Annotated in this window: 24 protein-coding genes and 3 tRNA genes; 8 read left to right on the forward strand and 19 right to left on the reverse strand. The window is 72.6% G+C overall.

Going from position 1 to position 20,314, the window contains the following annotated elements:
- Positions 1–25 precede the first annotated feature (25 nt).
- The 11 genes from CHC11_RS18110 to CHC11_RS18155 all read right to left on the reverse strand — a co-directional run bounded on the left by CHC11_RS18110 (position 26) and on the right by CHC11_RS18155 (position 7,362).
- The gene (locus tag CHC11_RS18110; RefSeq protein ID WP_218826137.1) at positions 26–580 is read right to left on the reverse strand and encodes a Cif family virulence factor; all 555 of its coding nucleotides are present in this window, start codon (positions 578–580) and stop codon (positions 26–28) included.
- Complete coding sequence (locus CHC11_RS18115; RefSeq protein ID WP_089312906.1) at positions 577–771, reverse strand: ferredoxin; 195 nt, start codon at positions 769–771, stop codon at positions 577–579. Before CHC11_RS18115 ends, CHC11_RS18110 begins: the two co-directional genes overlap by 4 nt.
- Positions 768–2,108 carry a cytochrome P450 gene (locus tag CHC11_RS18120; protein ID WP_089312907.1) on the reverse strand — a complete coding sequence of 447 codons (1,341 nt, stop codon included), beginning with the start codon at positions 2,106–2,108 and terminating at the stop codon, positions 768–770. Before CHC11_RS18120 ends, CHC11_RS18115 begins: the two co-directional genes overlap by 4 nt.
- Positions 2,105–2,884, reverse strand: a complete 780-nt coding sequence (locus CHC11_RS18125; protein ID WP_089312908.1) for an SDR family oxidoreductase — start codon at positions 2,882–2,884, stop codon at positions 2,105–2,107. Before CHC11_RS18125 ends, CHC11_RS18120 begins: the two co-directional genes overlap by 4 nt.
- The gene (locus CHC11_RS18130) at positions 2,884–4,080 is read right to left on the reverse strand and encodes a cytochrome P450 (protein ID WP_218826138.1); all 1,197 of its coding nucleotides are present in this window, start codon (positions 4,078–4,080) and stop codon (positions 2,884–2,886) included. Before CHC11_RS18130 ends, CHC11_RS18125 begins: the two co-directional genes overlap by 1 nt.
- Before the next feature lie 10 nt (positions 4,081–4,090).
- Positions 4,091–4,678, reverse strand: coding sequence for a TetR/AcrR family transcriptional regulator (locus CHC11_RS18135; RefSeq protein WP_245919376.1), 588 nt, complete (start codon positions 4,676–4,678; stop codon positions 4,091–4,093).
- Between the two features lie 58 nt (positions 4,679–4,736).
- A tRNA-Tyr gene (locus CHC11_RS41360) sits at positions 4,737–4,820 on the reverse strand.
- Positions 4,821–4,845: 25 nt separating this feature from the next.
- Positions 4,846–4,918 (reverse strand) — tRNA-Leu (locus tag CHC11_RS18140).
- Between the two features lie 5 nt (positions 4,919–4,923).
- Positions 4,924–4,997: transfer RNA gene (locus tag CHC11_RS18145), tRNA-Leu, on the reverse strand.
- A gap of 229 nt (positions 4,998–5,226) precedes the next feature.
- A complete protein-coding gene (locus CHC11_RS18150) occupies positions 5,227–6,690 on the reverse strand; it encodes a protein kinase domain-containing protein (RefSeq protein WP_179278883.1) in 1,464 nt (487 codons plus the stop codon).
- Positions 6,691–6,786: 96 nt separating this feature from the next.
- Positions 6,787–7,362 carry a TetR/AcrR family transcriptional regulator gene (locus CHC11_RS18155; RefSeq protein WP_089312912.1) on the reverse strand — a complete coding sequence of 192 codons (576 nt, stop codon included), beginning with the start codon at positions 7,360–7,362 and terminating at the stop codon, positions 6,787–6,789.
- Positions 7,363–7,438: 76 nt separating this feature from the next.
- Here CHC11_RS18155 and CHC11_RS18160 point away from each other — a divergent pair, with 76 nt between their 5' ends.
- Complete coding sequence (locus CHC11_RS18160) at positions 7,439–8,143, forward strand: enoyl-CoA hydratase-related protein (protein WP_179278884.1); 705 nt, start codon at positions 7,439–7,441, stop codon at positions 8,141–8,143.
- 64 nt (positions 8,144–8,207) lie between these two features.
- Here the strand turns inward: CHC11_RS18160 and CHC11_RS41365 are convergent, their stop codons facing one another.
- On the reverse strand, positions 8,208–8,366 hold the full coding sequence (locus CHC11_RS41365) for a hypothetical protein (protein ID WP_179278885.1): 159 nt from the start codon (positions 8,364–8,366) through the stop codon (positions 8,208–8,210).
- Between the two features lie 103 nt (positions 8,367–8,469).
- Between CHC11_RS41365 and CHC11_RS18165 the strand changes: the two genes are divergently transcribed.
- The 4 genes from CHC11_RS18165 to CHC11_RS18180 all read left to right on the forward strand — a co-directional run bounded on the left by CHC11_RS18165 (position 8,470) and on the right by CHC11_RS18180 (position 12,020).
- Positions 8,470–9,930, forward strand: a complete 1,461-nt coding sequence (locus CHC11_RS18165) for an aldehyde dehydrogenase (protein ID WP_089312914.1) — start codon at positions 8,470–8,472, stop codon at positions 9,928–9,930.
- Positions 9,927–10,661 carry an SDR family oxidoreductase gene (locus CHC11_RS18170; RefSeq protein ID WP_089312915.1) on the forward strand — a complete coding sequence of 245 codons (735 nt, stop codon included), beginning with the start codon at positions 9,927–9,929 and terminating at the stop codon, positions 10,659–10,661. Before CHC11_RS18165 ends, CHC11_RS18170 begins: the two co-directional genes overlap by 4 nt.
- Entirely contained in the window at positions 10,658–11,545 is an 888-nt protein-coding gene (locus tag CHC11_RS18175) for an NAD(P)-dependent oxidoreductase (RefSeq protein ID WP_089312916.1), read from the forward strand. The genes CHC11_RS18170 and CHC11_RS18175 overlap by 4 nt, the downstream gene beginning before the upstream one ends.
- A gap of 133 nt (positions 11,546–11,678) precedes the next feature.
- Positions 11,679–12,020, forward strand: coding sequence for a carboxymuconolactone decarboxylase family protein (locus tag CHC11_RS18180; protein ID WP_245919378.1), 342 nt, complete (start codon positions 11,679–11,681; stop codon positions 12,018–12,020).
- Here the strand turns inward: CHC11_RS18180 and CHC11_RS18185 are convergent.
- Entirely contained in the window at positions 12,017–12,589 is a 573-nt protein-coding gene (locus tag CHC11_RS18185) for an acetamidase/formamidase family protein (RefSeq protein ID WP_089312918.1), read from the reverse strand. The genes CHC11_RS18180 and CHC11_RS18185 overlap by 4 nt on opposite strands.
- Before the next feature lie 174 nt (positions 12,590–12,763).
- On the opposite strand from CHC11_RS18185, the gene CHC11_RS18190 reads away from it, so the two are divergent.
- Complete coding sequence (locus CHC11_RS18190; RefSeq protein WP_179278886.1) at positions 12,764–14,614, forward strand: beta-propeller domain-containing protein; 1,851 nt, start codon at positions 12,764–12,766, stop codon at positions 14,612–14,614.
- Here the strand turns inward: CHC11_RS18190 and CHC11_RS18195 are convergent.
- The 3 genes from CHC11_RS18195 to CHC11_RS18205 form a co-directional block, all read right to left on the reverse strand.
- The gene (locus tag CHC11_RS18195) at positions 14,611–15,735 is read right to left on the reverse strand and encodes a D-alanine--D-alanine ligase family protein (protein ID WP_089312920.1); all 1,125 of its coding nucleotides are present in this window, start codon (positions 15,733–15,735) and stop codon (positions 14,611–14,613) included. The genes CHC11_RS18190 and CHC11_RS18195 overlap by 4 nt on opposite strands.
- Positions 15,736–15,806: 71 nt before the next feature.
- Entirely contained in the window at positions 15,807–16,796 is a 990-nt protein-coding gene (locus tag CHC11_RS18200; RefSeq protein ID WP_089313046.1) for an NAD(P)H-dependent glycerol-3-phosphate dehydrogenase, read from the reverse strand.
- 17 nt (positions 16,797–16,813) lie between these two features.
- Positions 16,814–17,788: a lysophospholipid acyltransferase family protein gene (locus CHC11_RS18205; protein WP_089312921.1), complete on the reverse strand. Its 975-nt coding sequence runs from the start codon at positions 17,786–17,788 to the stop codon at positions 16,814–16,816.
- 84 nt (positions 17,789–17,872) lie between these two features.
- Here CHC11_RS18205 and cofC point away from each other — a divergent pair, with 84 nt between their 5' ends.
- Both cofC and CHC11_RS18215 read left to right on the forward strand, forming a co-directional pair.
- Positions 17,873–18,550, forward strand: a complete 678-nt coding sequence (gene cofC, locus CHC11_RS18210) for a 2-phospho-L-lactate guanylyltransferase (RefSeq protein WP_089312922.1) — start codon at positions 17,873–17,875, stop codon at positions 18,548–18,550.
- A gap of 10 nt (positions 18,551–18,560) precedes the next feature.
- Entirely contained in the window at positions 18,561–18,773 is a 213-nt protein-coding gene (locus tag CHC11_RS18215) for a hypothetical protein (protein ID WP_089312923.1), read from the forward strand.
- Between the two features lie 115 nt (positions 18,774–18,888).
- Here the strand turns inward: CHC11_RS18215 and CHC11_RS18220 are convergent, their stop codons facing one another.
- From CHC11_RS18220 to leuD, 3 genes are all read right to left on the reverse strand, one after another.
- Positions 18,889–19,167, reverse strand: a complete 279-nt coding sequence (locus CHC11_RS18220) for an HU family DNA-binding protein (RefSeq protein WP_026403810.1) — start codon at positions 19,165–19,167, stop codon at positions 18,889–18,891.
- Positions 19,168–19,325: 158 nt separating this feature from the next.
- Entirely contained in the window at positions 19,326–19,559 is a 234-nt protein-coding gene (locus CHC11_RS18225) for an SCO5555 family protein (protein ID WP_089312924.1), read from the reverse strand.
- A gap of 158 nt (positions 19,560–19,717) precedes the next feature.
- Positions 19,718–20,305, reverse strand: a complete 588-nt coding sequence (gene leuD / locus CHC11_RS18230) for a 3-isopropylmalate dehydratase small subunit (protein WP_089312925.1) — start codon at positions 20,303–20,305, stop codon at positions 19,718–19,720.
- Positions 20,306–20,314 lie beyond the last annotated feature (9 nt).

Genomic DNA, 20,314 nt, shown 5'->3' on the forward strand with positions numbered 1-20,314 from the left:
CATCCGATCACCGGACCGTGCTTGATCACCAGATCGGGACGGGGCTCTCCCCCCGCGGGTAGTAGCCGGGGATCGGCTCGCCGGAGGCCGCCCGCTCCAGCCGCCGCTTCATCCCGTCCGACAGCACCCCGGCCTTCATCATCTCGACGAACACCGACGTGACGTTGCCGAGGTCGAACCAGTCGCGCTGCCACGACCACCGCCGGTCCCCCGCGTACCGGAACCAGGACCCGCCGATGCCGAGCACCTCGTACGGCGTCCCGTCGGGGCGGCGCGCGTCGGCGACCTGCTTCCAGAACCCGACGACCTCGCCCTTGCGCTCGTCGACCAGGATGCTCTGGTAGGGGTACGTCCAGCCGTCCAGGCCGCCCATCTCCGAGCCGAGCGCGATGTCGCGGATCTCGTCCCGGCCGACGGCCATGAAGTCCTGGCCCGGGCCGATGTTCCAGCCGTAGGTGGCGTCCTCGGTGTAGAGGTCGGCGAGCGGGCGCCAGTCGCCGGCCTCCTCGCAGCGGCGGTTGGCCTCCAGCCAGTGCTCGACCATCGCGTCGAGCTCTTCACGGGGGAACGCGGGCATCATGTCTCCAGCAGTTTGAGGGCCTGGGTGGGGCAGTAGCGGACGGCGGAGGCCACCTCGGCGCGCATGTCCTCGGGCGGCTCGGCGTCCAGGACGCGGACCCTGCCCTTGGACGGCACCTCGAAGACGTCGGGGGCCTCCAGCTCGCACATGGCGTGGCCCTGGCACAGGTCCAGGTCGGCCTCGATCCTCACCGGCGCCTCCGGCGGTAGCGGACCGCGCAGGGCTGGGCGAGCTGGACGACCATCTTCGAGTGGTCGTTGCGGTAGCTCTCGGGCGGCTGCGCGGGCTCGAACTCCCAGTCCCGCAGCAGCACCGAGAAGATGGCCTTGAGCTGCATCATCGCGAAGTTCGCGCCGACGCAGCGGTGCCGGCCGGCGCCGAACGGCACCCACGTCCAGCGGTGGAGCAGGTCCTCCTCGCGCGGCGCGGCGTAGCGCTCGGGGTGGAAGGCGTCGGCGTCGGGGAAGTCGTCCTCGATCCGGTTGGAGACGGCGAGGCCGCAACCGACCATGGTGCCCGCCGGGATGCGGTGGCCGAGCACCTCCTGGTCGGACTGCGCGACCCGCAGCAGCAGGATCAGCGGCGGATGCAGCCGCAGCGCCTCCTTGATCGCCGACTCCAGGTTCGGGATGGCGCGCAGTGCCTGGAACGACACCTCGCGGCCGTCGGCGTACAGCTCGTCCAGCTCGCGGACCACGCCGTCCAGGACGCCGGGGTGGCGGAGCAGCTCGATCAGCGTCCAGGCGGCGGTGCCGGACGTGGTGTGGTGCCCGGCGAACATCATCGAGATGAACATGCCGGTGACCTGGTCGGCGTCGAACTTGAGCGTGCCGTCCGCGTCCTTGATCGACATCAGGACGTCGAGCAGGTCGCGGTCCTGCTTGGGCGGGTCCGGGGGCCGCGCATCCATGATCTGCTGGACGAGCTCCACCAGCGCCGCACGCGCCGCGTCCCGCCGCCGGAAGCTGTCGATGTCGGCGTAGGGGTCGACGTAGGCGATCGCGTCGGTGCCCTGTTCGAGGTCGTGGTAGAGGTCGGCGAACCGGCGGTCGAGCTGCTCGCGGAACTTGCGCCCGATCAGGCACGCGGACGAGGTGTAGATCGTCAGCTCGGCGAAGAAGTCGAGCAGGTCGATCTCGCCCTCCTCGCCCCAGTCCGCGACCATCCGGTCGACCTCGGCGGAGATCGTCGCGGCGTGCCCCTTCATGAACGAGCCCTTGAGGGCCTGGTTGTGCAGGGCCTCGCGGCGCTGCTCCGGCGTGGCGTCGAACACCACGCCCTCACCGAAGATCGGTGTCATGAACGGGTAGGCCTCGGCCTGGTCGAGCTCCTCGTCGGGGGCGCGGAAGAAGAACTCGTTGGCCTCCGCGCCCGACAGCAGCACGACGCGGCGTCCGGCGAGGCGGAACTCGCCGACGTCGCCGCACTCGTCCCGGACCCGCCGCATCAGCCCGATCGGGTCCGAGCGCAGCTCCTCCAGATGGTCGGGCCCGCCCGACACGACGCGCGGCTCCACCTGTGCGGTCACGACTCCTCCAACGGTGCTTCGGGCTGTACCTCGACGAGCCGGAGATGGGCGCCGCGCGGGGCCGCGACGATCGCGGCGACGGCGGCGGCGACGTCGGACGGGCGCAGGAAGTAGGGGTGGCGGGCGTGGCCCCACCTGACCCAGTCCTCCAGGACGGCGCCGGTCGTCTCCGCGTCCCAGCTCATGCCCATGCCGGTCGCGGTCGGGCCGGGCCGGACGATGGACGCCCGCACGCCCGTCCCCTCCAGCTCCATCTGCATGGTGCGGGCCATGCCCTCCACGCCGTTCTTGGCCGCGACGTAGGCGCCCGTCCAGGAACGAGGCGCGGGGACGGTGTCGGAGGAGACGAACACGATGTCGCCGCGCCGCCGCGCCACCATCTGCGGGACGAACTGCGACACGAGCCGGTGCGCGCCGACGAGGTGGACCTGCACCTGGGCGAGGAACTCGGCGGTGTCGAGCTCGTGCAGGCGCCCGGCGGCCAGGTCGCCGGCGCTGGAGACGACGATCTCGACGGGGCCGAGCGCGTCGGCGGCCGCCGCGGCGAACGCCTTGACCGAGTCGGAGTCGGCGACGTCCAGCGGGTGCGCGAACGCCTCTCCCCCGCCGGCCCGGACCGTCGCGGCCAGCTCCTCGCACCTGTCGGCGCGCCGCGCGCCGAGCGCGACCGGGTGCCCGGCCATCGCCAACGCCGTCGCCGTCGCCGCGCCGATCCCGGACGAGGCGCCGGTCACCACGGCCGCGCGCCGCTGCGGATGGGGGTCGAACCTGGGCATCAGCGCACCTCCACGCGCACGGGCAGGGCGGCGAAACCGCGGACGTTCACCGAGTGCACGCGCTCGGCGCCGGCGTGCTCGACCTCGTAGGAGGAGACGCGGCGCACGAACTCGGTCAGTGCGATGCGGGCTTCCAGCCGCGCCAGGTTCGCGCCGAGGCAGAAGTGGCGTCCGCCGCCGAAACTGACGAGCTGCGAGGTGTCGCGGTCGAGGTCGTAGGCGTCGGCGTCGGCGAACACGCGCGGGTCGCGGTTGGCCGACCCGACGAGCAGGAGCACGCGGTCGCCCTCGCGGATGCGCCGCCCGTGCAGCTCGACGTCCCGGACGACCTTCCTGGCGAGCATCTGGCTGGAGGTGTCGTAGCGGAGCGTCTCCTCCACCCAGTCGTCCACGCGGGCCGGGTCCCGGAGCGGCCTGGCGGCCTGGTCCGGGTTGCGCGAGCCCCAGTACAGGGCGTTGGCGAGCAGCTTGGTGGTGGTCTCGTTCCCGGCGACCACCATCAGGAACAGGAAGGCGATGACCTCCTGGTCGTCCAGCCGGTCGCCGTCGATCTCGGCGTCGAGGAGCGCGGAGGTCAGGTCTGCGGTCGGCGTGCGGCGCCGCTCGGCGACCATGTCCTGGTAGTAGCCGACGAGGGTGAGCGCCGCGTCCATCCCGGCGGGCGGGACGTCGTTCAGCCCCTCCTCCCGGTGGACGACCGTGTCCGCGAGCCGGCGCACCTCGGCCCGGTCGGCCTCGGGGACGCCCATCATCACCGAGATGACGTCCATGGGCAGCAGGCCGGCGAAGTCGGAGACGAAGTCGAACTCGCCCTTCTCCAGGGCCGGCTCCAGATGGCGCCTGGTCAGCGCCAGGATGCCGTCCCCCAGTTCCTTCACCCGCCGCGGCGTGAAGCCCTTGGACACCAGGGCGCGCATACGGGTGTGGCGCGGCGGGTCGAGCGCGAGGAACGACATCGTCCGGGGCGCGTGCGGGCCCCAGGCGCTCGGCTCCACCGAGACGCCGTGGGAGTTGGAGAAGGTCGCGTGGTCGCGGAAGGCCGCGGACACGTCGGCGTGCCGGGACAGCGCCCAGAAGCCGATCTCGTCGTTGCGGTAGAGGGGCGCCTCCTCGCGGAGGCGCGCGTAGAGGGGGTAGGGGTCCTCGTGGACGGCGTAGTCGAAGGGGCTGTAGGAGACCTGCGCGGCAGGGTCCACGGCCGTCACCTCACTCGGGGGGTTCGGGCAGGATGAGCTCCGCCATCTCGGCGAGCCGGTCGGCCATGCGGGCGTAGGACGTGTAGCCCATGCCCGCGTACAGGAGCGCGCCGGTGTAGGCCAGCTCCAGCGCGCCGAGGATCTTGGGGTCGTCGTGCTCGCGCAGCGCCGCGCGGAGCCGTTCGCGGATCGCGTAGCCGATCCGCATCCGCAGTTCGCGGACGTCGGGGTCGGTGCCGAGCAGCGCGGTGGTGCACGCCGCCGCGAGGTCCGGCTCGTCCGACACCAGCAGCGCGATCTCGCGGAGCGTCTCCACCACCCGCTCGCGCAGCGTCCCGTCCGCCTCGACCGGGGGCAGGGCGCTGAGCCGCCGCCAGAACACCTCGGTGATCAGGTGGTTCTTGGAGGCGAAGTAGGTGTAGGCGGTCGCGGGCGCCACGCCGGCGCGGCGGGCCACGTTGCGGACGGTCAGGCCCTCGTAGCCGGTCTCGCCGACCTCCACCACGGCGGCGGCGGTCAGCCGCCGCACCGTGTCGGCCTGCCGCTCGGTGAGGCGGCGCCGGGTGGGCTCGGTCAGGGGTTCGGGTTTTCCGGACACGTGTCCAGACATTAGTTCAGAAGAGGGCCGCGCGCAACGCCCGGCGCGTCCGTCCCGGTGAGGCGGGTGGGATTCGAACCCACTCAGTCAGCGACGCTTGGGTTACAGCCAAGCCCGACTCTCCGAACGTCGGCGCCGCCCCTCGCGCGGGCCGCGGGCCCGCGCCGTACCTCCGGAGGGATTCGAACCCCCAGCGCACAGCACCTCATGCTGCCGTCTCTGCCGTTGGACTACGGAGGCATGCGTGCGGCTCCCGGGATTCGAACCCGGAACGTCCACTTCCTGAGAGTGGCCTCTCTGCCTGTTGGAGTAGAGCCGCGGGGAACTCGCGAGGACGGGCGTCGCTCGCGGCTGCTCGGCCGGGGCCTCTAGGAGACGGGATACCGGCCGGGGCGGGCGTGCGACGCCGAGGGCAGTCGGAGTCGATACTGCTCCAGAGCCATGGCCGGTCCTCCTCTCGAACGTCTCGCGTCACCGTCTCTGTCTCGGACGGGCCGACGTCGTCAACGGTGCCACCGGCGGCGCGACGGCCGCAACGGGTTTTCCGCTCAGTTCTCGTCCGGCAGGGCCGCGCCGAACGCGACCAGCGCCCAGAACGCGACCATGATCCAGCCGAGCGCGATCCCCGTCACCGCGAGCCCGAGCCCGCGCTCGCCCGAGCGCCGCAGCCGCACCCAGGCCACGTGCCCCGCGACGATCGCGGGGATGGACGGCAGCCCACAAGTGATCAGCCCCACCGCGCCCATGGACACCGCGTAGATCGCAAGGCTGTTCATGGGCCGCTTGCCGTGCGGATGGTGCGCGGCCGGGTACTGGTGGGGCGCCTGCGCCGGGTGGCCCTGGTAACCGGTCGGCTGCTGGTACCCGGGCTGCTGCTGGTAACCGGTCGGCTGCTGGTAGACGGCCTGCCGGGCGTCGATCGCGTCGGCGTAGCGGTTCCAGCTCTCCGCCTCGGCGGTCCGTCCCTGACCGCCGAGCAGGACGGCGAGGCTGCGCATCGCGGCCGGGTCGCCGGCCTGCGCGGCCTGCCGGTACTGCCCCTCGACGAGCGCCGCCGCCTCCCCCGCGGCGAGTTGCGGAGCGACCCCCGGCGCGTGCGTACCGGGCGCCTCGGTCCGCTGCCGGGACGGCGCCTCGGTCCGCTGCCGGGACGGCGCCTCGGCACGGTGCCGGCCGGGCGCCTGGGTGTGCCGCGCGGAGGGCGCGGGCTGCCGGACCCCGCTGGAGATGAGGCCGTCCAGCAGCGACTGGGCGGACGGCCGCCGCGCCGGGTCCTTGGCCAGCGCCGCCTGGACGGCCTTGAGCAGCATGCCGTCGAGCCCGCCGAGGTCGGGTTCGCCGCTGATGATCTGATGGATGACCGCCGGCAGCGAGTTGCCGGCGAAGCACGGCCCGCCGCGCGCCGCGAAGGCCACGGTCGCGCCCCAGGCGAACACGTCGGACGCCGGGGTCGCGCCGCGCCCGTCCAGCTGCTCGGGGGCCATGAACGCGGGCGTGCCGACGATGCCGCCGGTCGCGGTGAGGCGCGTCCCGCCCAGGGAGCGGGCGATGCCGAAGTCGATGACGCGCGGCCCGAACGTGGACAGCAGCACGTTGGCGGGCTTCAGGTCGCGGTGCACGACGCCCGCGTCGTGGATGGCGGTCAGCGCGGTCGCGATGCCGACCGCGACGGCCTCCAGGTCGGCGCCGCGCAGCGGCCCCTCCTTCGCCACAGCGCCGTCCAGGCTGGGGCCGTTGACGAACTCGGTCACCAGGTAGGGCGGGTCCGCGGCGGGGTCGGCGTCCAGGACCGGCGCCGTGCAGAACGGGCGCACCCGCTTCGCCGCCGCGACCTCCGCCTCGAACCGCGCGCGGTACTGCCGGTCGGCCGCGTACTCCCGCCGGATCACCTTGAGGGCGACCTTGCGTCCGGACGCGTCCAGCCCCGCGTACACCGTCCCCATCCCGCCCTCGCCGAGACGGTCGACGACCCGGTAGGGGCCGATGCGTTCCGGCAGGTCGGCGTGCGGCACGGACATTCTCCTCGGGACGGCGATCGGCCGCACAAGCCTGGCACATCCCCATGCTCCACGCGGCCCCGTCCGCGATCATTTCCCGGGCCGCGCGCCTCAGCCGAGCTCGGCCCGCACCGTCCCGGCCACCATCTCGGCGGTCACCTCCAGCGGCCGGACGTCGTGCGCCGTCCGGCTGAGCACGAGCGCTCCCTCGAAGGCGCTCAGCACGTAGGTGGCCACGTCCCTCGCGCGCGCTTCCGCGATCCCCGACCCCGCAAGCCTCCGCGCGAGGGAGAGCTCCCACGACGCGAACACCTCCGCGCACGCGTGCCGCAACGGCTCGCTCGTGCTGGCGACCTCCAGCGCCACGGTCGCGATCGGGCACCCGTCGCCCCACTCCGACCTCTCCAGCGCCTCCGCGCTCAGCCGGAACATGTCGAGGACCGAACGCCCCAGATCCCGGTCCGCCTGCGCGAACACGAGATCGAACAGGTGCAGGTACCGACCGCCCGAATGCCGCACGGCCTCGGCCCCCAGCTGCTCCTTCCCGCCCGGGAAGAAGTGGTACAGCGACCCCCAGGGCGCCTCGCCCGCCGCGGTGATCTGCTTGAGCCCCGTCCCGGCGTACCCCTGCTCGCGGAACAGCTGGGCGCTGGCCTCCAGCAGCCGGGTCCGTGTATCGCGCGTCATGACGACCACCCTAGCCCTTGCATCACTAGATCGATCTATCTACTATGACGATCGATCTAGACAGGGGAGCCGCTCCATGACGGTGCGAACCGAAAGCCGTGGGCCCGTCCACGTCATCACGCTCGACCGTCCGTCCCGCCGCAACGCGGTCGACGGACCGACCGCCCGACGGCTGGCCGAGGCGGTCCGCGACTTCGAGGACGGCGACGCGAAGGTCGCCGTGCTGACCGGCGCCGGCGGCACCTTCTGCACGGGCAACGACCTGAAGGCGATGGCCGCGGGCGACTTCCCCGCCCCGACCGCCGACGGGCCGCCCCCGATGGCGGTCACGCGCGCGCGCCCGTCCAAGCCGGTGATCGCGGCGATCGAGGGCTACTGCTTCGGCGGCGGCTTCGAACTGGCCCTGTGGTGCGACCTCCGCGTGGCGTCGGAGACCGCCGAGTTCGGCCTGCTCAACTTCGAGCACGGCCTCCCGTGCCTGGACGGCGCCACCGTCCGGCTCCCCCGCCTGGTCGGGCAGCCCCGTGCCCTGGACGCCCTCCTGACCGCCCGCCGCATCCCCGCCAGGGAAGCCGCGGACTGGGGCCTGCTCACCACCCTCACCCCACCCGGCGACGCCCTGCGGACAGCACAAACCCTGGCCGACCGGATAGCGGCCCTCCCCGCCCCCGCCCTCCAGGCCGCCCGAGCGTCACTCCTGACCCAGGGCCCCCTCGCCGAGCCAGAGGCCTTGAAGAACGAAACAGCCCTCGCCCTATCCGCCCTGCCCAGTCCCACGTGACCGCAAGGGCCCGCCGTCCACCGAAGCAAAAGAGGGCCCCGAGCGGAACTACGGGTCGAGCGATCTAGCGCTCTTCACCCCGGCCGGAGATCTCCGCAGCGACCCGGACGGTGAGCGAACGATCCAGCCACGTCTCCAACCGCGCGATGTCCGTGCACTCGAGGATCCGCTTCCGCTCCTCCTCGCTCACCTCGACGCCCCGGTTCTTCAGGACCCGCAGCACAGAGCTGGCTTGAAGCCAGGTCACAGTTCACTGTGGGGCGCCCTGAGCGAAATCGCGGGGGTGGCCTTGCGTCCCGACGGGGGCTGAACGGTAGTCTGGACAGGTGTCCAGAACAAACGATCGCTTGCTTCTGGTGGACGGGCGCCTCGTCCCCGGGGCCGGCGGCGCCTTCGAGACGATCAATCCCGCGACCGAGGAGGTGCTCGGTACCGCCGCCGACGCCTCAGCCGACGACATGGACCGGGCGATCGCGGCCGCGCGCCGCGCGTTCGACGAGACCGGGTGGGCGACCGACCACGCCTTCCGCGCGCGGTGCCTGCGGCAGCTCCGGGAGGGGCTGCGACGGCGGGCCGACGAGCTGCGCGAACTCACGATCAAGGAGGTGGGCGCGCCGAGGTTCCTGACGTTCGGGGCCCAGCTGGACGCACCCGTGGACGACCTCGCATGGTTCGCGGACCTGGTCGAGGACTACGGCTGGGAGCGGGACCTCGGACGAGCCGAGCCGATGGGGATGCCCAGCCACCGGCGGGTCGTGCGGGAGGCGGTGGGCGTCGTCGGCGCCATCACCCCGTGGAACTTCCCGCACCAGATCAATCTCGCCAAGCTGGGTCCGGCGCTGGCGGCGGGCAACACGGTGGTGCTGAAGCCGGCGCCCGACACGCCCTGGTGCGCGGCGGTGGTCGGTGAGGTCATCGCCGGGGAGACCGACATCCCGCCGGGCGTGGTCAACGTGGTCACGTCGTCCGATCACGCGCTGGGCGCCCGGCTCACGCAGGACCCCCGCGTCGACCTGGTGTCGTTCACCGGGTCCACGGCGACGGGAAGGAACGTGATGGCGAGCGCGGCCGGGACGCTCAAGCGGGTGTTCCTGGAGCTCGGCGGCAAGTCGGCGTTCGTGGTCCTGGACGACGCCGACCTGCGGGCCGCGTGCTCGTACGCGGCGTTCGCCGGGATCACCCACGCCGGGCAGGGCTGCGCGATCACGACCCGGATCCTCGTCCCGCGCGAGCGCCACGACGAGGCCGTCGAGATCACCGCCGGAGCGCTGGCGAAACTCGGCGCCGGGGACCCGCAGGACGACCGGACGATCTGCGGCCCGGTCATCTCGGCGCGGCAGCGCGAGCGGATCGAGGGCTACCTGGAGCTGGCCGTCAAGGACGGCGGCGCGTTCGCGTGCGGCGGCGGCCGGCCGGAGGGCCGGGACCGGGGCTTCTGGATCGAGCCGACGCTGATCACCGGGCTGACCAACGACTCCCGCGCGGCGCGCGAGGAGATTTTCGGGCCGGTGCTGGTGATCCTGCCGCACGACGGCGACGACGACGCGGTGCGGATCGCGAACGACTCGCCGTACGGGCTGTCGGGCGCGGTGCACGGCGGGGACGTCGAGCGGGCGCGCGGGGTCGCGGGGAGGCTGCGCACCGGGACGGTCAGCGTGAACGGCGGCGTCTGGTACGGCGCGGACGTCCCGTTCGGCGGCTACAAGCAGTCGGGCATCGGCCGCGAGATGGGCGTGGCCGGTTTCGAGGAGTACCTGGAGACCAAGTCGATCGCGGAGGGCGTGTGAGGTTCGAGGGAAAGGTCGCGGTCGTCACCGGGGCCGCGCAGGGAATCGGCGAGGCGTACGCGCGGGCGCTGGCGTCCGAGGGCGCCCGCGTGGTCGTCGCGGACGTGGACGAGCGCGGCCGGGACGTGGCGGACGACATCGAGGGCCTGTTCGTGCGGACGGACGTGTCCGACCCCGCGTCCGTGGACGCCATGGCCGGGGAGGCCGTGGAGCGGTTCGGCGGGATCGACCATCTCGTCAACAACGCCGCCATCTTCGGGACGATGAAGCTGGACTTCCTCTTCACCGTCGACTGGGACTACTACAAGAAGTTCATGTCGGTGAACATGGACGGCGCGCTGCTGTGCGCGCGCGCTTGCTACCCCCACATGCAGGAGCGCGGCGGCGGTTCCATCGTCAACCAGTCGTCCACGGCCGCGTGGCAGTACTCGGGGTTCTACGGGCTGGCCAAGGTCGGCGTCAACGGGCTCACGCAGCAGCTCGCGCACGAGCTGGGCAGCATGAACATCCGCGTGAACGCGATCGCGCCGGGCCCGATCGACACCGAGGCCAACCGGACGGTCGTGCCGGGCGACATGTCGCAGAAGATCGTCCGCGACAAGATGGCGCTCAAGCGGATGGGGTCGCCCGAGGACCTGGTGGGTGCCTGCCTGTTCCTGCTGTCGGACGACGCCGCGTGGATCACCGGCCAGATCGTCAACGTCGACGGCGGCGAGGTGTTCCGGGCATGAGCGGGGACGAGCCGGAGGGGCGCGTCCCCCCGGCGGGTGAACGCGTGCCGGTCGGCTTCATCGGGCTCGGGCAGATGGGGGCGCCGATGGCGACCCGCCTGGCCGGCAGGGGGCTGGCCGTGTACGACGCGCGCGCCGAGGCGATGGCGCCGCTGGTGAAGGCGGGTGCGCGGGCCGCGAAGAGCGTCGCCGAGGTGGCCGCGCACTGCGACCTGGTCTCGGTCATGGTCCGGGACGACGCCCAGGTGACGGAGGTGGGCGAGGAGGTGCTCGCGAGCGCCCGTCCGGGCACGGTCCTGGCGGTCCATTCGACGATCCGCGCGCGGACCGCCGAGGACCTGGCCTCGCGAGCGCGGCGCTACGGGATCGAGGTGGTGGACGCGCCGGTGAGCGGCGGGTTCATGGGGGCGAGCGCGGGCAGCCTCGCGGTCATGGTCGGCGGGACGGACGAGGCGTTCGAGCGCTGCCGCGAGCCGTTCGGCGCCTGGGCGGACCTCGTCCTGCACATGGGGCCGGTCGGCGCGGGAACCCGCACGAAGCTGGCCCGCAACATGCTGCACTTCATCTCGTTCACCGCCGCCGCGGAGGCGCAGCGGCTCGCGGAGGCGGCCGGGGTGTCGCTGCGCAAGCTCGGCCGGGTCGTCCGGCACACCGACGCGATCACCGGCGGCGCCGGATCCATCATGCTGCGGCCGACGACCGCGCCGCTGGCGCCGGACGACGACCTGTACGACATCCTGCGGCACACGCGGGACCTCGGTGAGAAGGACCTGTCCCTCGCGCTGGAGCTGGCGGACGAGCTGGGGGTCGACGCCCCGCTCGCCCGGATCGCCCTCGATCGTTTCGGTGCGGGACTCGGTCTGGTGGGAGAGGCCAATGACTGAGCGAAGCGAACCGGGGGGCGTGGGGGGTCGCCCCCCCACAGGAAACAGAGACGAGCGAAGCGAACCGGGGGGCGTGGAAGGTCGTCCTTCTGGGGACCGGTCTGCCGAGGGTCGGCGTGAGCGTGGGCTGGAGATGATGCGCCGGGTCTACGGCTGGGAGGTCTCGGACGGGCCCGGCGACTTCTTCGGCATCACCGTCGAGCACCTCTTCGGCGAGATCTGGACGCGGCCCGGGCTGAGCATGCGCGACCGGCGGCTGCTGCTCGTCGGGGTCCTCGCCGGTCAGGGGCTGAACGACGTCCTCGACATCCAGATCCCGGCGGCGCTGGCCAACGGGGAGCTGTCCCCGGACGAGCTGCGCGAGATCGGCGTCTTCCTCACCCACTACGTCGGGTGGCCGCTCGGTTCGAAGTTGAGCGTCCAGATCGACACGCTGATCGCCAGGCATGAGAAGCGCGAGCGGCGGGACGGTTAGCACAGGCGCGGGGTCGGGTCGGGCATCAGCATCGGCCCGGTCACGCGGAACCGTTCGACGCCCTGCCGGGTGAGGCTGACGCGCAGGTCGATCCAGCCGGACACGCCGGGCTCGCCGCAGTCGTAGGCGCCGCTTCGCGGGAAGTGCAGGTCGCCCACCGACAGCTTCGCGCCCCGCACGTGCACCGGCAGCAGGAGGCGGGAGCCGGCGGAGAGCGGTGCGATGAGGCATCCGCCCACGTCGCGACCGCGCGCTTCGCCGGGCACGGCCACGGGGCCGGGCGGCGCGCAGCCGATGACCCCGGGGTGGCCGCCGGCGTCGTGCCCGCCTCCGGGGCGCCCGACGGCGAGCACGTCCACCACGATCACGTCTCCGGGCTCCGCTCCGACGACGACGAGCGGACCGCACAGCAGGATCCCTCCGCCGGGTTCCCGGCCGGGGCACTCCATCCGGACGGATCCGCCCGTGATGACCTCCGCCACTCCCGGGATGTCGGGGTGCCAGTGGGAGTGTCCGAGAACGTCCCGCATCCCGGGGTCGTCGAGGTCGAACACGGCTGGGGAGAGCATCGGGCAGAGCTCCTTCCGGCAGGGGTCAGACGGTGCTCCGATCGTGCCCAGCTGCTGTTTCCGGACGGTTTCGGCGTGCTGACGCTCGCGTAAGACGGCCTTCACCGGAAGATTCCCCACCCCGGGGAACCCGGCCGCGGACGCGAGCGTCCAAGGTCCATGCGTGGTCGTATCTTGCTCCCGGTCGCAACGACGCTCCTGCTGGGCGGGATCGCCGGATGCGACAAGTCAGGACAGGTCGACGACCGGAACACCGAAGCGCCGCCGGTACGGCTCGTCGCCTATCGCGGCTGTGACGCGCTCCTCGACGAGCTGCGCCGCGCCACCTCGGCCAAGGTCGGCCCTTACGGGCTCGACGGCGTGCGCAGCGACGGCATCGAGGCCCTGGCGAAGGCGCCGAGCGCGGGCAAGGTGCCCGGGGCTCCCCCGCCCACTCCGGAGCACTCCACCACGAACTCGCACGAACCGGACGCGGACGAGCCCGATCTCGTGAAGACCGACGGCCGCAGGATCGTCGCGTTCGCCCGGGGACGGCTCAGGGTCATCGACCCGGCGTCGCGCAAGGTGACGCACTCGCTGGAACTGCCGGGCGGCACCCGCTACGACAACGGGGAACTGCTGCTGAGCGGTGACCGCGTGCTCGTGCTGACACGGCAGACCGGAGCCGTCATCTTCGACGGGCCGGTACCGGGCGGGCCGGCGCCGGGGCGGCCGCTGCCCGGGCCGACGCAGACGACGCGCCTCACGCTGGTCGACCTGTCCGGTGAGCCGAAGGTCGCCGGGACGATGACGTCCGGCGCCGACTACCTGGACGCGCGGCAGACCGGCTCCACGGTCCGCGTGGTGGTGAGGTCCCAGCCGCGCATCTACTTCCCGGGCGGCGACGGTGAGAAGAAGGCCACCGCGGCGAACCGGGAGGCCGTGTCGAAGGCCCCGCTCGACGCCTGGCTCCCGTCCTTCGAGGTGGAGGGTGGGACGACGTACCGGACACCGTGCGACCAGGTCAGCCACCCGTCCTCGCGCGCGGGTTCCTCGATGCTGACCATGCTGACCTTCGACCTGGCCAGGGGCCTCGGCGACCCGCAGCCGGTCGCGGTGACCGCCGACGGCTCGACCGTCTACGGCAACGGGGAGAGCCTCTATGTCACCGGCACTCCCCCGGAGCTGTTCGCGTGGCCGCGCAAGAAGGCGGTCGAGCCGCGTACGGAAATCTACAAGTTCGACATCCGCGGCAGCGGACGCCCCAGTTACGTGGCCTCAGGCTCGGTGAAGGGCTTCCTGCTCAACCAGTACTCGATGTCGGAGCACGAGGGGAACCTGCGCCTGGCCGCGACCACCAGCCGGATCGAGCCCGGCAGCCGGGAGTCGCAGAGCTCGGTGTACGTCCTGGCCCAGCGCGGCGCGCGCCTCGACCAGATCGGACGGCTCGACGGCCTCGGCAAAGGCGAGCAGATCCACTCCGTCCGGTTCATCGGCGCCACCGGCTACGTCGTGACGTTCCGGCAGACCGACCCGCTGTACGTCGTCGACCTCAAGGACCCCCGCCACCCCCGGACCACCGGCGAACTCAAGATCAACGGCTACTCCGCCCACCTGCACCCGACGGCGGACGGGAGGCTGCTCGGCGTGGGGCAGGACGCCGACTCCTCCGGCCGGACGAGCGGCCTGCAGGTGTCCCTCTTCGACGTCTCCGCCGAGCCACGCAGGCTGAGCGCCTACAAGCTCCCCGGGGCGACGTCCCAGGCGGAGTTCGAACCGCACGCGTTCCTGTACTGGCCGAAGACCGGCCTCACGGTCGTCCCGGTGGCGCCTCGGGACGGCGGCCGGCCCGAGGCCCTCGCCCTCAGAATCACCGGCACGACCGTCACGAGGCTCGGAACCGTCCGGACCCCGGGCGCGGACTCCGGCGACGGCGTCAGCCGCTCGCTCGTCATCGGCGACACCCTCTGGACGTTCTCCGGCGCAGGCGCGCACGCCGTCGACGCGTCCACCCTCAAGGGCGGCGACTGGCTCCCCTACGGCTAGCGCAGCCCCGTCGATCGCTGGAGCGCCGTCTGGATGAGCCGGTCGACCAGCGCCGGGTAGTCCAGCCCGGTCGCCGCCCACATCTGCGGGAACGCCGACGCCGGGGTGAAGCCCGGCATCGTGTTGATCTCGTTGAGGATCCAGCGGCCGTCGGGCGTGTGGAAGAAGTCGACCCGGGCGAGGCCCTCGCAGTCGAGGGCGTCGAACGCCTGCACCGCGATGCGGCGGACCTCCTCGATCGCCGCGGGCGGCAGGTCCGGCGGCACGGCCATGGTGGTGGAGCCGTCGAGGTACTTCGTCTCGAAGTCGTAGAAGTCGTGGTCGCCCGCCATCAGCACCTCGGCGGGCAGGCTGGCCTCGGCGGGGCCGTCGTCCACGCCCTGCAGGACGCCGCACTCGATCTCGCGGCCCTCGACCGCGGCCTCCACGATGACCTTCGGGTCGTGCTCGCGGGCCGCCTCGACCGCGGCCTCCAGGCCGGCCTCGCCGGTGACGCGGGTGATGCCCATGCTCGACCCGGCGCGGGCCGGCTTGACGAACACCGGCGTCCCGCCGGCGAGGCCGAGCTCCCTGATGATCTCGTCGAGCTTGCGCTTGCGCTCGCGCCGCCACTCCCGGTCGCCGACCAGCACGTACGGGCCGACCGGCAGGCCGCGCGCCTGCCAGACGAGCTTCATGAACCCCTTGTCCATGCCGACCGCGCTGGCCAGCACGCCGGCGCCGACGTAGCGGATGCCGGCGAGGTCGAGCAGCCCCTGGATCGTGCCGTCCTCGCCGTAGGGACCGTGCAGCAGCGGCAGGACCACGTCGACGTCGCCGAGGGTCGCCGGCACCTCGCCCGGCCGGACCACCATCAGGCCGCGGGCGTCGGGGTCGAACGGCAGCGCGAGGACGCCGCCCTCCCCGGTCACCTCCGGGAGCCGGCCGTCCTCGATCGCCAGGCGCAGGTCCGCGGGCGGGAGCACCCAGCGCCCGTCACGGGCGATGCCGATCGGCACGACCTCGTACCGGTCCCGGTCGATGGCGGCCATGACGGCGCCCGCGGTGACGCAGGAGATGGCGTGCTCGGAGCTGCGCCCGCCGAAGACCACCGCCACGCGGATCCTAGAAACCTGGGACATGACGCCCGACCCTACCGGTGATCAGCACGGGTCGGCCACGAGCGAACCGGGCGCGGTGCGCGGTCATTCCGTCACACCCCGTACCGTTCGGGCTTGGGAGACCGCGAAATCAGCGAGATCGCCGCCTCCTTGATCGGTATGCCGCGGTGCAGCACGGCGGTGACGGCCTCGGTGATCGGCATCTCCACGTTGTGCTTGCGCGCCAGCTCCAGCACCGCCTCGGCCGACTTCACGCCCTCCGCGGTCTGCTTGGTGACGGCGATGACCTCGTCCAGCGTCATGCCGCGGCCGAGGTTCTCGCCGAACGTCCGGTTGCGCGCGAGCGGCGAGACGCACGAGGCGACGAGGTCGCCCATCCCGGCGAGGCCCGCGAAGGTGTGCTCGTCGGCGCCGAGGGCGGCGCCCAGCCGGGCGATCTCGGCCAGCCCGCGGGTCATCAGCAGCGCCTGGGTGTTGGAGCCGAACCCGAGCCCGACCGACATCCCGACGCACAGGGCGACGACGTTCTTCACCGCGCCGCCCAGCTCGACGCCGATCACGTCCGTGGAGGTGTAGACGCGGAAGTAGGACGTCATGGTGGCGGCCTGCAGGCCGCGCGCGGCGTCCTCGTCGACGCACGCGGCGACGGCGGCGCTGGGCTCGCCGGTGGCGATCTCGCGCGCCACGTTCGGCCCGCTGAACACCGCGACCCGCTCCTCGGGGACGTCGGCGACCTCGCGGATCACCTCCGACATCCGGCGGGTGGTGCCGAGCTCGACGCCCTTCATCAGGCTGACCAGGACGGCCTCGCGCGGCAGCAGCGCGACCCAGCCGCCGAGGTTGTGCCGCAGCGTCTGCGCCGGGACGGCGAGCGCCACGAAGTCGGCGCCCCGCAGGGCCTCCGCCGGGTCCAGGGTCGCGCGGACGGTGCCGGGGAGCGGGACGCCCGGCAGGTAGTCGGTGTTCTCGTGCCGTTCGTTGATGCCCTCGACCACCTCCGGGCGGCGTCCCCACAGGGTGACCTCGCCGCCGGCGTCGTGCAGCATCATCGCGAACGTGGTGCCCCAGGACCCGGAGCCCATCACCGCGGTACGGAAGGTCACGAGTCGGCCGCCTTCGGCTCGGCCGCGCGCCACCCGGCGGACTCGGGACCGGCCGGTCCCGCCTGCTCGGGAACCGCGCCCCCGGCAGCGTCGGCCACGCCGTCGGCGACCGCGTCCGCGGCCAGGCCGGCGACCGCGTCCGCGGTTGCGCCGGCCGCGTCCGCCTCGGCGGCGCGGCGGCGCTCCTCCAGGACCTTGTGGTGGTCGAAGGGCACGGCCGGGGGCTCCTCGCCGCGCAGCTCGCCGAGCAGGGCGGTGATCGCGGCCATGATGTCGTCGGTGGCGGCGCGCAGGGTCTCGCGGTCCAGCGGGAGCCCCGCGTACCGCGACAGGTCCACGGGCGGCCCGGCGATCACCTTCATCTTCTTGCGCGGCAGCGGGTGGACGCCCTTCTTCAGGCTGCCCGCGAGGCCCTTCTGCTCGCCCTTCCTGTACGGCATCAGCTCGTGCGCGCCCCAGCTCGCGACCGGGACGACCTTGGCTCCGGTCTTCAGCGCCATCCGCGCGGCGCCGGTCTGCCCCGTCATGGGCCACAGCTCGGGGTCGCGGGTGCAGCTGCCCTCCGGGTAGAACATCAGGCATTCACCGGCCAGCAGGGCCTTCTCGGCGTCCCTGAGAGCGAGGGCGGCGTCGGCGCTGTCACGGTAGACCGGGATCTGGCCGGTACCGCGCAGCACCGCCCCGAAGAACCTCACGTCGAACAGCGTGGACTTGGCCAGGTAGACGGGGTACCGGCCCGACTCGTAGACGAAGTGGGCGAGAGCGAGGGGGTCGGATTCGGAGATGTGGTTGGCGGCGATGATGACGCCGCCCTTCTTCGGGACGTTGCCCCGGCCGCGCCAGTCGCGCCCGAGCAGCCCGAACAGCAGCGGCCTCAGGATGGCGATCGTGAGCATGCGCCATCCCGGCGAGTAGCGGTGGCCCGGGGGGCCCTCCTGCGAGGGGGCGCCCCCCTGCTTCGCTCCGCTCATCCCGCCCCTCCCTCGATCCGTCCCTCAGGTGAACCTGGGGTGTCCTCAAGTGTCGCGGTTGCGTGCGCATAGTGTCGAGTTGCCATGTCTACACCAGCCCCCTCCGCGCAAACGCACGGAACGCCGCCGCTCCGGTGGTCGCTCGTCGTCCCCGTGAAGGTCCTCGCCAGGGCCAAGACCCGCATGTCGGCGGCGGCCGGGCCGCACCGGGAGGCCCTGGCGCTCGCCGTCGCGGCCGACACGGTCGCCGCCGCGCTGCGCTGCGACCGGGTCCGCGAAGTGATCGTAGTCACCGACGATCCCCTTCCGGCGGCCGAGCTCGCCGCCCTCGGCGCCCGGATCGTTCCGGACCTCCCGGACGCCGGCCTGAACCCCGCCCTGGTCTACGGCGCCGGCCGCGGCCGCGAGCTCGCCGCCGACGCCGGCGTCGGCGCGCTTTCAGCTGATTTGCCCGCTTTGCGACCACTTGAACTTACCCGCGTCCTGGACGCCGCCGGCGCCGCCCCCGAAGCGTTCGTGCCGGACGCGGCCGGCGTCGGCACGACGCTCTACACGGCCCGCCCGGGCGTCCCGTTCTCCCCCGCGTTCGGCGGCGGCTCGCGGACCGCCCACCGCGCCCGCGGCGCCCGGGAGATCCTCCTGCCCGGCACCGACAGCGTGCGCCGCGACGTCGACACCCCGGACGATCTCCGCGCGGCACTCGCCCTCGGCACCGGTCCGCGCACCACGGCCGTCGCGTCCCGGCTGCCCTCATTGGCCTAGAGTCTGGGGCATGCAGGGGACCGTGAAGGCGTTCGACGCCCAGACCCGTTCGGGGAGCGTGTTCCTCGATGACGGGACCGAGCTGCCCTTCGACGCCGAGGCGTTCGCGGCGGGCGGCCTGCGGCTGCTGCGCTTCGGCCAGCGGGTGAACCTCGCGCTGGACGGCGACCGGGTCTCGGTGGTCACGCTGTCGACCTTCCCTCTGCCCGCCCCGCCCGCCTGAACAGGTCCGCCTGAACAGGTCCGCCTGAACAGGTCCGGCCGAGTTCAGGGAACCGGGCCCGGAAACGCGTCAGCGCCCGGAACCCTGCGGTCCCGGGCGCCGACGCGGTGAGGCATTACTTCTTTCCGGCCACCAGGTTCTTGAAGTCGGCGCCCGCCTTGAACTTCGGCACGGACGTCGCGGGAACCTCGATGGTCTTGCCCGTTGCGGGGTTGCGGGCCGTGCGGGCAGGCCGGTCGGCCTTCTCGAACGAACCGAACCCGGTGATCGCGACCTTGTCGCCCTTGGCGACGGCGGTCTGGATCGCCTCCAGGATGGCGTCGACGGCCTCGGCTGCGGCCTTCTTGCTGCCCAGCCGGTCAGAGATCGCGTCGACCAGCTCACGCTTGTTCATGGGTTACTCCTCTAGTTCCCCCCTTGCCCGAACGAAACTAAGGGACCACCACCACGGACACAATCACCTGCACGCAAACGATGGCGTGTCGCTGGCGTTTTTGTCGGTCTCGCCCCCGTCTCGCCCGGTGACCGGACCGGATCCGGCCACTGCGCACGCTAACCGACGTCGGGCCCGTCTTGGAAATCGGCGAGGAACGCGTCCAGCCTGCGAGCGGCCAGTTCGGCGTCCCGTTTGGCCAGATCGGTGATCGCCAGCAGGTGCCGGATGAGCCGCTGCCGGTCCTGTGGCGGGAGCGGTGCCACGGCCCGGTGAGCGTCACGCAACTGGCGTGCGAGCTGCGTCAACGTCGGATCGTCCCACTCTGGCCCGGTCCACGGGGCCGTGCTCACTTGGAGTCCCCCAACGGTCGGCGGTCGTTGCACACTAGGGGGATTCTCCCCCGCGCCCATACCGACCGTCTCGCCCGGGGTACGTTCGGGCGCGCCCGTGGCGTCGGATACCTCCCGATATCCGACGCCATGGGCGGCGTGTCGCGGACCTCTGCGGGCTAGACCGTGGTGGGGAGCAGCGTGGTGCGGGCGGCCTCGAAATCGGCGATGGCGTCGGCGTGGCGCAGCGTGAGGCCGATGTCGTCCAGGCCCTCCATGAGGCGCCAGCGGGTGTAGTCGTCGATCTCGAACGGCGCGGTCTGCGCGCCCCAGCGGACCTCGCGCGCGCCCAGGTCGACGGTGATCTCCAGGGCGGGGTCCTTCTCGACCGCGCTCTGCAGCGCCTCGACCTGCTCGCCCGTGAGGACGACCGGCAGCAGGCCCATCTTCGTGGAGTTGTTGCGGAAGATGTCGCCGAAGCGCGGCGCGATCACGGCGCGGAAGCCGTACTGCTGCAGCGCCCAGACGGCGTGCTCGCGGGACGATCCGGTGCCGAAGTCGGGCCCGGCGACCAGGATGCCCGCGCCCTCGTACCGCGGCTGGTTCAGGACGAAGTCGGGGTCCTCGCGCCAGGCCGAGAACAGGCCCTTGTCGAATCCGGTGCGGCTGACCTGCTTGAGCCACACGGCGGGGATGATCTGGTCGGTGTCGACGTTGGCGCGGCGCAGCGGCACCCCGCGCCCGGTGTAGGTGGTGAACGCTTCCATCGTGGCTCC

The organism is Actinomadura mexicana (assembly GCF_900188105.1).
In the GTDB taxonomy this organism is placed as follows: Bacteria; Actinomycetota; Actinomycetes; order Streptosporangiales; family Streptosporangiaceae; genus Spirillospora; species Spirillospora mexicana.

Coding starts and splice junctions, on each gene's coding strand:
- CHC11_RS18220 (WP_026403810.1), bottom strand. CDS start 19,167: ATGAACAAGCGTGAGCTGGTCGACGCGATCTCTGACCGGCTGGGCAGC.
- CHC11_RS18185 (WP_089312918.1), bottom strand. CDS start 12,589: ATGCTCTCCCCAGCCGTGTTCGACCTCGACGACCCCGGGATGCGGGAC.
- CHC11_RS18160 (WP_179278884.1), top strand. CDS start 7,439: ATGACGGTGCGAACCGAAAGCCGTGGGCCCGTCCACGTCATCACGCTC.
- CHC11_RS18215 (WP_089312923.1), top strand. CDS start 18,561: ATGCAGGGGACCGTGAAGGCGTTCGACGCCCAGACCCGTTCGGGGAGC.
- leuD (WP_089312925.1), bottom strand. CDS start 20,305: ATGGAAGCGTTCACCACCTACACCGGGCGCGGGGTGCCGCTGCGCCGC.
- CHC11_RS18200 (WP_089313046.1), bottom strand. CDS start 16,796: ATGGGCTCCGGGTCCTGGGGCACCACGTTCGCGATGATGCTGCACGAC.
- CHC11_RS18195 (WP_089312920.1), bottom strand. CDS start 15,735: ATGTCCCAGGTTTCTAGGATCCGCGTGGCGGTGGTCTTCGGCGGGCGC.
- CHC11_RS18180 (WP_245919378.1), top strand. CDS start 11,679: ATGATGCGCCGGGTCTACGGCTGGGAGGTCTCGGACGGGCCCGGCGAC.
- CHC11_RS18125 (WP_089312908.1), bottom strand. CDS start 2,884: ATGCCCAGGTTCGACCCCCATCCGCAGCGGCGCGCGGCCGTGGTGACC.
- cofC (WP_089312922.1), top strand. CDS start 17,873: ATGTCTACACCAGCCCCCTCCGCGCAAACGCACGGAACGCCGCCGCTC.
- CHC11_RS18175 (WP_089312916.1), top strand. CDS start 10,658: ATGAGCGGGGACGAGCCGGAGGGGCGCGTCCCCCCGGCGGGTGAACGC.
- CHC11_RS18205 (WP_089312921.1), bottom strand. CDS start 17,788: ATGAGCGGAGCGAAGCAGGGGGGCGCCCCCTCGCAGGAGGGCCCCCCG.
- CHC11_RS18155 (WP_089312912.1), bottom strand. CDS start 7,362: ATGACGCGCGATACACGGACCCGGCTGCTGGAGGCCAGCGCCCAGCTG.
- CHC11_RS18110 (WP_218826137.1), bottom strand. CDS start 580: ATGATGCCCGCGTTCCCCCGTGAAGAGCTCGACGCGATGGTCGAGCAC.